Source organism: Streptomyces sp. CA-210063, assembly GCF_024612015.1.
GTDB lineage: Bacteria > Actinomycetota > Actinomycetes > Streptomycetales > Streptomycetaceae > Streptomyces.
The window spans coordinates 8,426,102-8,439,127 of sequence record NZ_CP102512.1 but is presented as its reverse complement, the minus strand read 5'-3'; the positions used below and the strand labels follow the sequence as shown (position 1 = coordinate 8,439,127).

At 70.2% G+C, this 13,026-nt stretch carries 11 protein-coding genes; 4 read left to right on the top strand and 7 right to left on the bottom strand.

From position 1 onward, the window contains the following. The first annotated feature begins 28 nt into the window (after window positions 1-28). Window positions 29-472 carry a cell division protein SepF gene (locus tag JIX56_RS36890; RefSeq protein ID WP_257547130.1) on the top strand — a complete coding sequence of 148 codons (444 nt, stop codon included), beginning with the start codon at window positions 29-31 and terminating at the stop codon, window positions 470-472. A 53-nt stretch (window positions 473-525) separates the two neighbouring features. Here the strand turns inward: JIX56_RS36890 and JIX56_RS36885 are convergent, their stop codons facing one another. Then, the gene (locus JIX56_RS36885; protein ID WP_257547128.1) at window positions 526-1,695 is read right to left on the bottom strand and encodes an acyl-CoA dehydrogenase family protein; all 1,170 of its coding nucleotides are present in this window, start codon (window positions 1,693-1,695) and stop codon (window positions 526-528) included. 215 nt (window positions 1,696-1,910) lie between these two features. Next, window positions 1,911-3,524 (bottom strand): MFS transporter, encoded by a 1,614-nt coding sequence (locus JIX56_RS36880; RefSeq protein ID WP_257547127.1) that lies wholly within the window; start codon window positions 3,522-3,524, stop codon window positions 1,911-1,913. Between the two features lie 326 nt (window positions 3,525-3,850). Here JIX56_RS36880 and JIX56_RS36875 point away from each other — a divergent pair, with 326 nt between their 5' ends. Together JIX56_RS36875 and JIX56_RS36870 are read left to right on the top strand one after the other, a co-directional pair. Further along, complete coding sequence (locus tag JIX56_RS36875; protein WP_257547125.1) at window positions 3,851-5,044, top strand: glycosyltransferase family 39 protein; 1,194 nt, start codon at window positions 3,851-3,853, stop codon at window positions 5,042-5,044. A 238-nt stretch (window positions 5,045-5,282) separates the two neighbouring features. After that, window positions 5,283-6,317, top strand: coding sequence for a phosphatase PAP2 family protein (locus tag JIX56_RS36870; RefSeq protein WP_257547123.1), 1,035 nt, complete (start codon window positions 5,283-5,285; stop codon window positions 6,315-6,317). A gap of 104 nt (window positions 6,318-6,421) precedes the next feature. Here the strand turns inward: JIX56_RS36870 and JIX56_RS36865 are convergent, their stop codons facing one another. Beyond that, on the bottom strand, window positions 6,422-6,637 hold the full coding sequence (locus JIX56_RS36865) for an I78 family peptidase inhibitor (RefSeq protein ID WP_257547121.1): 216 nt from the start codon (window positions 6,635-6,637) through the stop codon (window positions 6,422-6,424). Between the two features lie 404 nt (window positions 6,638-7,041). Between JIX56_RS36865 and ctaD the strand changes: the two genes are divergently transcribed. Further along, window positions 7,042-8,772, top strand: coding sequence for an aa3-type cytochrome oxidase subunit I (gene ctaD, locus JIX56_RS36860; protein ID WP_257547119.1), 1,731 nt, complete (start codon window positions 7,042-7,044; stop codon window positions 8,770-8,772). 97 nt (window positions 8,773-8,869) lie between these two features. On the opposite strand, the gene JIX56_RS36855 is transcribed toward ctaD, so the two are convergent. From JIX56_RS36855 to JIX56_RS36840, 4 genes are all read right to left on the bottom strand, one after another. Then, entirely contained in the window at window positions 8,870-9,700 is an 831-nt protein-coding gene (locus tag JIX56_RS36855) for a hypothetical protein (RefSeq protein ID WP_443032080.1), read from the bottom strand. After that, entirely contained in the window at window positions 9,700-10,962 is a 1,263-nt protein-coding gene (locus JIX56_RS36850; RefSeq protein ID WP_257547116.1) for a glycosyltransferase family 4 protein, read from the bottom strand. Before JIX56_RS36850 ends, JIX56_RS36855 begins: the two co-directional genes overlap by 1 nt. A gap of 172 nt (window positions 10,963-11,134) precedes the next feature. Then, window positions 11,135-12,430 (bottom strand): ABC transporter substrate-binding protein, encoded by a 1,296-nt coding sequence (locus tag JIX56_RS36845; protein WP_257547114.1) that lies wholly within the window; start codon window positions 12,428-12,430, stop codon window positions 11,135-11,137. Beyond that, the gene (locus tag JIX56_RS36840) at window positions 12,405-12,992 is read right to left on the bottom strand and encodes a hypothetical protein (RefSeq protein ID WP_257547112.1); all 588 of its coding nucleotides are present in this window, start codon (window positions 12,990-12,992) and stop codon (window positions 12,405-12,407) included. The genes JIX56_RS36845 and JIX56_RS36840 overlap by 26 nt, the downstream gene beginning before the upstream one ends. Window positions 12,993-13,026 lie beyond the last annotated feature (34 nt).

Genomic DNA, 13,026 nt, shown 5'->3' with positions numbered 1-13,026 from the left:
CGAAAGACCGCTGCGAGAGGAGGCGTCCATGGGATCGGTGCGCAAGGCGAGTGCCTGGCTTGGCCTCGTCGACGACAACGATGACGAGCGTTACTACGACGACGACTACGCCGATGAGCGGGAGTCCGGCTCCGGCGAGGCCTGGGTCACCGACCCTCGCGTCAAGGTCGCGTCCGAGTCCGCGCAGGACCACGGCCGCCGGATCGGCACGGTCACGCCGGACAGCTTCCGTGACGCCCGGCACATCGGCGAGCTCTTCCGGGACGGCGTCCCGGTGATCATGAATCTCACGAACATGGAGCCCGCCGACGCCAAGCGTGTCGTCGACTTCGCGGCCGGACTGATCTTCGGTCTGCGTGGTTCGATCGAGCGGGTGTCCAACCGCGTGTTCCTGCTGACCCCCGCCGACACGGAGATCGTCAGCGGCGAGGTCGCGAGCCGTCCGGTCGACGGTTTCTTCAACCAGAGCTGAGGCAGGGCCGCTCGCCGGCCCCGTCTTCCGGTGCGCGTGTCATGCGACGCGGCTCACCGGAAGGCGTCAAACCCGGTGAGCGCCTTGCCCAGCACGAGTTGGTGCATTTCGACGGTGCCCTCATAGGTGAGCACGGACTCCAGATTCGTCGCGTGCCGCATCACCGGGTACTCCAGGGAGATCCCGTTGGCGCCGAGAATCGTGCGGGCGGTACGGCAGATCTCGATCGCCTCTCGTACGTTGTTCAGCTTGCCGAAGCTGATCTGCTCGGGACGGAGCCGTCCCGCGTCCATCCGCTGCCCCAGATGGTGGGCGAGCAGAATCCCCTTGTGCAACTCGACCGCCATGTCGGCGAGTTTGGCCTGGGTGAGCTGGAATCCCCCGATCGGCTTCCCGAACTGCTCCCGTGTCTTCGCGTATTCGACCGCCGCCTCGAAAGAGGCCCGCGCGGCTCCCATCGAGCCCCACACGATTCCGTAGCGGGCGTGCGAAAGACAACTCAGCGGTCCTTTCAGCCCCGTGACCTCCGGCAATACGGTATCGGCGGGCAACCGCACGTCATCCAGGACGAGTTCACTCGTGACCGATGCTCGCAGGGACCACTTGTGCTTGATCTCCGGCGCCGAGAATCCGGCGGTGTCCGTCGGCACGACGAACCCGCGGATACCGTCCTCCGTCTGGGCCCACACCACGGCGACCCCGGCGACGGACCCATTGGTGATCCACATCTTCCGCCCGTTGAGGACCCAGTCGCCGCCGTCCCGCTTGGCGTACGTACGCATCGACGCCGGGTCGGAGCCGTGATCGGGTTCGGTGAGCCCGAAGCACCCGATCACCTCACCGGAGGCCATCCGCGGCAGCCACGCCTGCTTCTGCGTCTCGCTCCCGAACCGATGAATGGCGTACATCGCGAGCGACCCCTGCACGGACACAAGCGACCGGATCCCCGAGTCCGCCGCCTCCAGCTCCAGGCAGGCGAGCCCGTACTGCACGGCACTGGCCCCCGCGCACCCATACCCGTCGAGCGACATCCCCAGCGCCCCGATGGCCCCCAACTCGCGCGCCAGTTCCCGAATCCCGGGCAACTCCCCCTGCTCGTACCACTCGGCGACGTACGGCAACACCCGATCCGCCGCCCAACTCCGCACGGTGTCCCGCACGGCGAGGTCCTCGGGGTCGAGAGAATCGTCGAGGCCAAGGAAATCGGTGGGGTCGAAGCTCATGAGGGCACCTCCGGCTCGTAAAACTAGCGACGCTAATCACCGTACCCACCTGCGGGCCTACCCACCTGCGGGCAGTCGTGCCGCTGGGGCGATGGGGGCACCTCCCGATCGAGCGAAGCCGAGAGTGGGGGAGGGTGGGCGCAGCGGCACCCGGCAAGCGCCGGTGAGCGAAACCCCGCCCCGAGCTCAGCCCGGACGCCGCGCGCCCGAACAGTTCAGCGCATCGACTCCGCGCGAACAGGCGTCGTCGCCGTGGCCTCCCGCGGCCCCGGCACATCCGCCGCAGCCGCCCCGCACTCCATCCCCCGAGGCAGCCGCAGAGCCATCACCGCGCCAAGCACAAGCAGCGCCGCGCTCACCAGCAGCGTCACATGCAGCCCATGGACGAACGAGTCGCGCGCCGCATGCCGCAGGGCCTCTCCCGAGGACCCGCCCAGCCGATCCGCGACCTCGTACGCCTCGCCGAGCGAGTGCCCCGCGGCATGGGACGCCGACGTGGGCACCCCCGGCACGGACGACAGCCCGGGCGCGTACGCCGCGTTCATCACGCTGCCGAGGAGCGCGATCCCGATGCCGGCGCCCAGCTGGTACGAGGTCTCGCCGATCGCCGCCGCCCCACCCGCGGACGAGGCGGGCGCCTCGCTCAGCATCGACTCGTACGCCCCGAAGAGCGTCGTCTCCAGCCCGAAGCCCAGCAGGACGAACCCGGCGAGCAACAGCCCCGCGTTGTCGTGGCGCCCCATCGCCGTCAGCAGGACGACCGAGACGGCGGTGAGGCAGAAGCCGAGGGACACCATGCGGCGCGGCCCGAAGCGGTGCAGCATATGGGAGCCGACGAGCCCGGCCGCCATCGCGGCGATGGTCAGCGGCAGCAGCCGTAGCCCCGTCTCCAGCGGGGACAGCCCGAGCACCAGTTGCAGATACTGCGCGGCGATCAGTTCGAGCCCCACCAGCGCGAGCATCGCGAGGACGATGCAGCCGACGGACGTGCTGAACGCGGGGCGCGCGAACATTCGCAGGTCGACCAGCGGATGCGCCCGGCGCCGCTGCCGTCGTACGAACGCGATGAGCAGCCCGCCGCCGACGAGGAGCGCCGGCGCGGTGGCCGGGTCGAACGGCGTATGTCCGCCGCCGAGCCGCTTCACTCCGAAGACGACGCAGAAGAGGCCGACGGCGGCCATCAGGGCGCCGACCACGTCCCAGGGACCGTCGCGGTCGCCCGTCGACTCGGGCAGCAGCAGCCGTCCGATCGGCAGGCTGACGAGCATCAGCGGAATGTTGATGAGGAAGACCGAGCCCCACCAGAAGTGCTCCAGCAGGAACCCGCCGAGCAGCGGTCCGACGGCCGCGCCCACGGCGGCGACGGCGCTCCAGATGCCGATGGCGAGCGCCCGCTCACGCCGGTCGGGGAAGACCTGGCGCAGGATCGACAGGGTCGCGGGCATGATCATCGCGCCGCCGACGCCGAGCAGGGCGCGGGCCGCGATCAGGACCTGGGGATTCTCGGCGCAGGCCGCGAGCCCGGAGGCGACGCCGAAGAGGGCGTATCCGAGAAGGAGGATCCGTCTGCGGCCGACCCGGTCACCGAGCGTGCCGAAGAGGATCAGCAGCGAGGCGCAGACCAGCGGATAGACGTCGACGATCCAGAGCAGTTCCATGGCGCCGGGCTTGATGTCCTCGGTGACCGCGGGCACCGCCACGTGCAGCACGGTGGCGTCCACGGCGACGAGCAGCAGGCTGACGCAGAGAACGATCAGGACGACCCAGCGGTGTGCACCGGCCCCGGCCTCCCGACGGCGACGCGCAGCGGCCGTGGGCGTCCCGGACATGTACGTACCTCCCAGAATGCTCTCGCGTTCGGCGGAACCAGCGGGGCGGGGACTCCCCGGCGGCTACGGTCCAGGAGGAGCGGTGTCCCGGACCCGCGCAACGAAAGGCGAGCGAGCCGTCAGCGTACGCGAGTTCCGGCCGGTGGAACGTGGTGGGTGTCTCATCGAACCCTCATGTGACGTGTGGCATACGCCACGCCCGGGGCCGTCCACCGGTCCTCCATGACTCCTTCATCACTCGTCCGTGGGTCGTCCGTCGCGGTCCCTCGCGGACCACCACGTAAGGGCCTCCCGGCCGGTTCCTGACTCCGCCGATAATCGAGCGCGTGACCGATCTTGTTACGCGCCCGGCGCCGCCTCCGCTGCGGCGGGCCGCCCCCGCGCTCCTCGGGTACGCCGCCGTGCGCGCCCTGGGCCTCGTCGCCCTCGCCCTATGGAGCGCGGCGCGCGACAAGAGTGCCCTGACGCTGCTGTCGGCCCGCTGGGACTCGCTCTGGTACACCCGCGTCGCCGAACTCGGCTATGGCTACGAGGTGCGCCTGCCGAACGGCGACGTCCACTCGAACCTGGCCTTCTTCCCGCTGCTGCCCTGGCTGGAGCGGGCGGTGTCGGCGGTGACCCCGCTGTCGTACGCCCACGCCGGCCTGGTCGTCGGCACGCTCGCCTCGCTCGCCGCGGCCTGGGGGGTCTTCGCGGTCGCCGACCATGTGTACGGCCGCCGGGTCGGGGTGTGCGCGGTGTTGCTGTGGGCGGTGCTGCCGGTCGGGATCGTGCAGTCGATGGCGTACACGGAGTCGCTGTTCACCGCGCTGGCCGCCTGGTCGCTGTACGCCGTCCTGACCGGCCGCTGGGTGACCGCCGGCGTCCTGGCCGCCTTCGCCGGACTGACCCGCCCGGTGGGACTCGCGGTGGTCGCGGCGATCTGGGCGGCGGCGATCACGTCCTACGTGCGGGAACGACGGCACGCCCCCGCTCCCCCCTTCGTACGTAACCGGAGTGTGGAGGCACCGGACGGCGCTCCCCTCTGGCCGCGCGCCCTCGGAATGCTCCTCGCGCCCCTGGGTGCGGCCGGCTATGTCCTGTGGGTCGGCCATCGCACGGGCAGGGGACCGCTCGGCTATCTGGACGTCCAGGCGGGGTGGCGCAACGGCTTCGACGGGGGTTACGCCTTCGCCCGTTTCGTCGCCGACAAGTTCACGTCGTTCCCGTCGGCCCTGGCGGGTGCCGGGCTGATCATCGGGGTGGCGTCGATCATTTGGCTGTACGTGGTGTGTGCAAGACAGGGACAGCCGGTCCCGCTGCTGGTCTACGCGGGGGTCGTCACCGCGCTGGCGCTGTGCGCGTCGAGCTACTTCGGCTCGAAACCCCGGCTGCTGATGCCCGCCTTCCCGCTGCTGCTGCCCCTCGCGCGGGCCCTGGCCGGAGCCCGTACGCCCAGGTCAGCGGCGGTCATCGGCGCGGTCGCGGCGGTGTCGGCGGTCTACGGGGCGTTCTGGCTGAATGGCTCCGGTCCCCCCTGACCCACGGCAACGCAGGGCGAGCGGACGGGTAATTCCACGCAAGCATTCGGTGAACGAATTCAAAAGGGGTGTAAAACCGTTGCCCCATATTGACCCATGGAATTGAAGGCGAAGTGCCTCATCGATTCGCCATTCAGCAGAATTAAACATCAATCTGAGAGCAATCCCACATCACGGCGTCATCACAAAGCCGGTGATTCTCGTCGCGTCAGAGCTCACTCGCTGTAACGTCGATTGCGTGCGTACCGAACTAAAGCCGACCCGTCTGGACCGGGTCTTCTCCAGGTTGGACCGTGAGCCGGAACGGCCGACCCACATCGATGTACCGGTGATGACCCGGCACAGAGTGGTGCTGTTCGCCTCCACCCTGGCCTTCTACGTCGCCATCGTGTGGGCCGTCGTCATCACGTCGTGGCTGGTGCGGCTCGACTGGCAGATCATGTTCTTCCGGCCGTACCAGCAGTGGCAGCAGATCCACGCCTTCCTGGACTACTACGTCGTCCTGGGCCAGCGCGGCCCCACCGCCGTGATGGTCGCCGCCTGGCTGGGCTGGCGCTCCTGGCGGCAGCACACCCTGCGCCCGATGCTGGCGCTCGGTGTCTCGCTGCTGCTGCTGAACATCACGGTCGGCGCCGCCAAGATCGGCATGGGCCGGCTCGGCCCGCACTACGCCACCGAGATCGGCTCCAACGAGATGTGGCTGGGCGGCGACATATTTCCTTCGGGACACACCGCGAACGCCGTGGTGACCTGGGGAATCCTGGCCTATCTGGCGTCGACGCCGAGGGCCAGACGCTGGCTGTCCGCGCTGTCCGCCGTGATCTCGCTCGGCGTCGGTCTCACCACGGTCTACCTCGGTACGCACTGGTTGAGCGATGTCCTGCTGGGCTGGGCCGCCGGTCTGCTGATCATGCTGGCGCTGCCCTGGTTCGAGCCGCTGATCGCCCGCGCCGAGGCCTGGCTCTTCTCGCTGCGGGACACCTTGCGCGACCGCCGTACGGCGCCCGTACCGGCGTCGGCGGCAGCGCCGACGCCCGCCGCCGTGGGCACGGCCTCGCTGCGCAAGCCCGGCGAGGAGCCCGCGACCGTCCGCGACACCGGTATCGCGGCCCGCGCCGCCCATCCCCCGATCGTGCCGCTGCATCTGTCGCCCGCACCGCATCTGACCAGGTCGGAGCGGGCCCCGGTCACCCCGCTCGGCTCCCGCCGGCCACCCCACGCGGACCGGGTCGCGCACAACGCGACCTCGGCCCGGCCGCTCGCGGGCGGCTGACACGAGACAGCGGGGCCGGTACGCACCACCCATCCCCGCACGGCGAAGGCCCGGCTCTCACGAGCCGGGCCTTCGCCCGTTCCCGCGCCCGACGGCGCTCGGATTCAGCCCTTCCAGGCGCGCTTCACCCGGCCGTCCTCGACCTCGAAGTTCAGCCGGCCGAAGCGGTACTCCATGGTGATGATCGCGCCCGGCGGAAGCTTTCTGACGGTGGACCAGCCGCGCTCCCCGGCGCGGCGCTCGGCGCTCGACGCCTCAAGACCGACGTAGTCGCCGGGGTCGTCCTGGGGCTCTTCGGGAGGGGTGGGAATGGGTGCCATGACCGCCACGTTAGGCGGCCGGAGGGCCTGTTGTCCTCCCGCGGTCACGCTTCTGTCACAGAACCACGACACGCGTTTCCGCGACTGCGACATCAGCCGTCGGCGCAGCGGGCCGTCACACGTACGGGCGGTTCCGTACGTCTTCCGCGCGCTGTCGAACGTAATTCTGGGCCGGTTCGGCACCATCTCGAATAGCCCGAAGGATAAGCACTCCCGGAGGCCGTGCGTCCGGTGCATGTCCGGCCTTTTCCCGCTGATTCACGGACGGCTCCCGGAAGTCGGCACCACAGGGGAAATACACGGTTCCCGCACACTTCCCCCGCACGCCCCCTGTCGGAGCGAGGGGGGCGCGAGCATCATGGCGTGCATCACGGGCCCAGGACGCGGCAGCGAAGGGGCGAGCGATGGGGACCGAGACCGTACAGGCGCCGGCACGACCCGTACGGACCAAGGCACCGGGGCGAGTGGTGGTCGACTGGCTGACCACCACGGACCACAAGAAGATCGGCCATCTCTACCTGGTCACGTCGTTCCTGTTCTTCCTGGCCGCCGGTCTGATGGCGCTGGTGATGCGCGCCGAACTGGCCCGGCCGGGCACGCAGATCGTGGACAACCAGCAGTTCAACCAGCTGTTCACCCTGCACGGCACGATCATGTTGCTGCTCTTCGCGACACCGACCTTCGCCGGGTTCGCCAACGAGATCATGCCGTTGCAGATCGGCGCGCCCGATGTCGCCTTCCCCCGGCTGAACATGCTGTCGTACTGGCTGTTCCTGTTCGGCGGGCTGATCGTGCTGGGCTCGCTGCTGGTGCCGTCGGGGCCCGCCGCCTTCGGCTGGTTCGCCTACGCGCCGCTGAACAGTCTGGAACGGTCACCGGGCATCGGGGCCGATATGTGGATCATGGGGCTGGCGCTGTCCGGCTTCGGGACGATCCTCGGCGCGGTGAACTTCCTGACCACGATCATCGGGATGCGCGCGCCCGGCATGACGATGTTCCGGATGCCGGTCTTCACCTGGAACACGCTGTTCACGTCGATCCTGATCCTGATGGCGTTCCCCGTGCTGGCGGCCGCCCTGCTCTGCCTGGAGGCGGACCGGCGGTTCGGCAGCCACGTCTTCGACGCGGCCAACGGCGGCGCGCTGCTGTGGCAGCACCTGTTCTGGTTCTTCGGGCATCCCGAGGTGTACATCATCGCGCTGCCGTTCTTCGGGATCATCACGGAGATCATCCCGGTCTTCAGCCGCAAGCCGATCTTCGGCTATCTGACGCTGGTCGGGGCGACGATGGCGATCACCGGGCTGTCGGTGGTGGTGTGGGCGCACCACATGTTCGCCACGGGCGCGGTGCTGCTGCCGTTCTTCTCGTTCATGAGCTTCCTGATCGCCGTGCCGACGGGGGTGAAGTTCTTCAACTGGACGGGGACGATGCTGAGGGGCTCGCTGTCGTTCGAGACACCGATGCTGTGGGCGACCGGCTTCCTGGTGTCGTTCCTGCTCGGCGGCCTGACGGGGGTGATCCTGGCCTCGCCGCCGATGGACTTCCATGTCACGGACTCGTACTTCGTGGTCGCGCACTTCCACTACGTCGTCTTCGGCACGGTCGTCTTCGCCACCTTCGCGGGGTTCTTCTTCTGGTGGCCGAAGTTCACCGGGAAGCTGCTCGACGAACGGCTCGGCAAGATCCAGTTCTGGACGCTCTTCGTCGGCTTCCACACCACGTTCCTGGTACAGCACTGGCTGGGCGCGGAGGGCATGCCGCGGCGGTACCCGGACTATCTGGCCGCCGACGGCTTCACGGCCCTCAACACGGTCTCGACGATCGGCTCGTTCCTGCTGGGCCTGTCCACGCTGCCGTTCCTCTACAACGTCTGGAAAACCGCCCGGTACGGCGTGAAGGTCGACGTCGACGACCCGTGGGGCTACGGCCGGTCGCTGGAGTGGGCGACCTCGTGTCCGCCGCCTCGCCACAACTTCGTGACACTGCCCCGGGTCCGCTCGGAGGCCCCGGCGTTCGATCTGCACCATCCGAAGTTCGCGGCGATCCAGCCGCCCCAGACCCGGAGGGGCCAGGAGAGGACACCGCACCCCCGGTTCGGGCAGGAGCGGCCGACGGACGGTCCCGAAGAGCCCTGACCGTCTCGGTCAGCCCCTCGGCGACCTCCTGGACATACGCGGCGAGGTCGCCGGCGGCGGTCGAGGACAGGTGATGTCCTCAACCGCCTCACTCCGCTCAGCTCACGGCGGTGACCGTGACGGACAGGTCGTTGTCGACCGTGTAGCGCGGCTCGGCCTCCACCGGGCCGTGCCCGGTGTCGACGCGGGTCCTGGGATAGACGAAGACGGGGTGCTTCTCGACGATGTCGTCGAGCAGCCGCGCGATCCGTACGCGCGGGCCGTTCTCCCCCTGGGGGAACAGCCACAGGTCCCAGGTGCCCGGCCGCAGGTCGCCGTAGGCCACGGTGAAGCGGAGGCCGCCCCGGTCGTCCGGGGTGACGTCGGCCCGTACGGCGGGTGCGGACTCCTCCCGGTCGGTGAGCTCGGCGTACGCGTCGGGCGTGGGCTCGGTGCCGTACGCCTTGACCGTCACCTCCAGCTCGCCGTCGCCGATGTGGAGTTCGCCGGCCTCGGCGTGCGGGGAGCGCTCCCAGCTGCGCAGGGTGAGGTTGCCGTGCTTGGTGCCGTACGGGATGCGGACGGCGATCCGGTCGGCGGTGGCGGTGGGGGCGCGGTCGACGAGGGAGCGCAGGTCGTTGACGCCGGGGGACAGCCGGCGCGGTTCGCCGTCGGCCACCTGGAGGTAGGCGTCCCAGCGGCCCTCGGGGACGGCCACGCTGCTGGGCAGCGCGGCCCGCAGGCGGCCGTCGCCCGCCGGGGTGAGCGGCAGCCGCACCCGCTGGTCGCTGTCGCGGAGGAAGAGGACCAGGTGCGCGGGGCCGGTCTCGCCGCGGTCGGCGATCTCGAAGGTCAGGCCGCCCGCGAAGTCGGCGACGCAGTCGGTGCGCGGGGGCGTGGTGTCCTCCTGGTCGTCGCGGCGGGCGGGCTGCTGCGGAGCCAGCGTCATCATGCGGTGCGCCCCTTCTTGAAAGCGGAACGTCCGGCGTCCCGAACGGCGTACGCGCCGCCGAGCAGTGCGCCTCGGGTGCGGTGCAGGGAGCCGCGCATCCGGCCCACCGACGAGGCGCCGCCCCGGGCGACGAGATCGCCGAAGAGCGTCTCGTAGCGTTCGGCGATACGGGCCGGGTCGAAGCGCTCGGAGTCCTTGAGCGCGGCGTGCGCCATCCGCTGCCGCTTGTCGTCGTCGTTGATGAGTTCGAGGAGACCGCCGGCGATGGCCTTCACGTTGCCGACCTTGACCAGGCGGCCGTCGACGCCGTCGTCGATGATCTCGCCGGGGCCGTGCGGGCAGTTGGTGGAGACCACCGGCAGGCCGCAGCGCATGGCCTCGACGATGGTCATGCCGAAGGACTCCAGGCTGGAGGTGACGGCGGCGATGGAGCCCTTGGCCCACTCGGGTTCGATGGGGTTGGCCGGGCCCATCAGGTACACGTGGTTGTAGAGGCCCAACTTATCGACGAGGGCGCGGAGTTTGTCCTTCTGCTTGCCGCCGCCGTAGATCCGCAGACGCCAGTCGGGCCGCTCCTCGCGCACCTTGTCGAAGGCCTTGATGAGCAGGTCGTAACGCTTCACGGGGGCGAGGCGCCCGGCGGCGACGACCCACTTGCCGGTGCCGTCGGCGGGGGCGATGCCGGGCGCGGGCACCGGGTTGGGCACGGCCTGGAGGCGGACGCCCGGGAGCCGCATCTTCGAGCCGTACGCGCGCGCGTCGGCCTCGGTGGTCGTGGTGAGCGCGTCGAGCCGCGGGTAGACGCCGCGCAGGGTGGCGCGCAGGGCCGGGGAGTGGCTGTCGAGGGTGAGGTGCTCCTGGCCGACGCGGACCGGGCCGCGACGGGTCTGCCGGGCCATGTGCACGTTCAGGCCGGGGCGGGTGCCGACCAGGACGTCGGCGTCGACCGCGGCGAGGTGCTCGGCGATGCGCCGGTCGGTCAGGGCGCTGTACTGCCCGTAGCGGCCCTCGGCGCGCGGGAAGACCTTCGCGGGGCGCTCCAGGTCGGCGTGGCCCTTGTCGGCGCCGCCCTCCCGGATGTCGACGAGGGCGCGCAGCCGGACCTTGGGGTCCACGTCGAAGACCGGCTCGTCGCGGTGGCGGAAGACGGAGACGATCTCCACGTCGTGCTGCTCGGCCAGGGTGTTCGCCAGGTTGTACGTCGTGCGGATCGTCCCCCCGATCCCGTACGCGTTGTGTATCAGGAAAGAAATGTGCATGCGTCCCCCGAACCCCCTGTTTTCCCCGGTCATCCATCAGTCGCGGTTCTGGTCCACCGCCATACGGTGAGACCCGGGTTCCCTGGGAATGGTTGGACGTCATCATCAACTCGTTCTGCAACAGTTGCCTGATCGATAGCCGGATGAGGGAACCTGTTCGCTTCGACGTGCATCAGGGCCGGTAGGGCAGCTGCGGTACGTCGAAGCAGTTGTCGTTCATGTCCCCCTGGCTCACCCACCCCTTCCCGTCCTGCCAGCGGGCCACCGACACGCAGGTCCTGCGGGTCTTCGGGGGCTCGGCGAGCCGCTCGAAGCGGACGGGGAGAAGCAGCCCGTCGGCGCTGTAGGGCTCGTCGCGGTTCATGAACCGGTCGACGCACGCGCGCGTGACACCGTCCTGGCTCCCGGCACACGCTCGCGCCGCGTCCGTGAACCACATCGCGGCCGCCCAGCCCTCCAACTGCCACTGGGAGTGCGTGTTCAGACCCTTCGTCGCGTCCCGGAACTCCCGTACGGCCTCGTCGCCGTCGTCCTCGTGGTTGCGGCTCGACCCGGTGGCCCACAGGGCGTTGCGGCAGCGCGGGGCGTCCTTGTAGTCCTCGGCGACGGTGGAGGTCCAGTTCTGCACGTTGGTGACCTTGGCGGTGACCTCGGCGCCGACCTCGTCCATCGCCTGGCAGAGCCGGGCGTTGCCGTGGCTGTCGATGGCGTCGAAGACCAGGTCGGCGCCCTGCTCCTTGATGTCGGCGGCGGCCGCGCGGAAGTTGGGCAGCGCGAAGTCGACCTGCTCGGTGACCACCTCGTAGCCCTCGGCCTTCAGCCCCTGGACGACCAGCCGCGCGTACGCGGCCGACGCGGACTGGTTGTACGAGACCACGGCGGCGGTGCGGGCGCCGTGCTCGCGCTTGAAGTAGCGGTAGACCTCGGTGCCGCCGTACTGCTTCCCGTCCCAGCCGGTCGTGCCGTTCCGGGGCGCGAGGCTGCCGTAGACGCTGTACAGGTGCGGATAGGTGTCGTACGCCGGGCCGATGGGCTGGCCGCCGATGTCGGGCACGCGCGCGTGGGCGACGCGGGAGGCGCCCGCGTAGTCGAGGGCGGTGGTGGCGACGAGGGCCACCACGCCGTCCTCCTCGACGAGTTGGTGCACGCACTCGTTGTTGCCGACGCCGCTGCCCCCGTCGTCGCACTCCCGCACCTCGACCCGGCGGCCGTCGATGCCGCCGCGCGCGTTGAGGGCGGCGAAGTAGGCCTTCGCCCCGTCGCGCGGCCCGGTGAACGCGGCGCCGCCGACCGGGCTGGTGACGCTGGTGATGATGCCGACGCGCAGGGGCTCCACGCTCTGCGGGGCTGCGGTGGTGGCGTCCCGGCGCTCGAAGTCGCTCTCCGGGAGCCGGCTGCCGCAGGCCGTGGCCAACAGAAGCAGCAGGCCTACGGCGGCGGACTCAGCAGCCCGGGCCCGGTGTCGCATTGCCGCTCAGCGCGACCAGCCCGCAGAGTGTCTTGACGGAGACCTTCCAGGTGCCGTCCTGCTCGACGGCCGTCCCGGCCGCGTCCGGCAGGGCCGTGGCGCCCTCCAGGAGCAGGGTGTAGGTCACATCGGCGTCGGTCGCCGAGGTGAAGGCGACCTTCTGGACCTCGGCCTCGACCTGTCCGCCGCGCTCGTCACCGCTGAACGCGGTCAGCACCGGGCCCATCTCCTCGCCGTTCTCCAGGACCGCCTGCTTCTCCTCGGTGGAGGTCTTCGGATCGAAGAACTTCTTCCAGTTCTCCTTGATCTCCTTCTCGGCCGCCGCCGTGTCCGCGGGACCGCTCGCGCTGGTGCTCTCCTCGGCCGGCTCGCTGGTCGTCCGTTCCACCGACGGGGTGGGCGGCGTCGTGTCGCCGTCGCCACCGCTGTCGTCGCCGCACGCCGCGAGGGCCGGGGCGAGGAGGAGGGCCAGGGCCGCGGCCAGGGCCGTACCCCGTCCCGCCGTCCGTGGGCCGCGGCCCCGCCGTCCGTTCGCCCGCCTGAGGTCGCTCCCGAGAACCATCTGGCTCACCACCGGGTGTCGGTCCGGGCGGTAG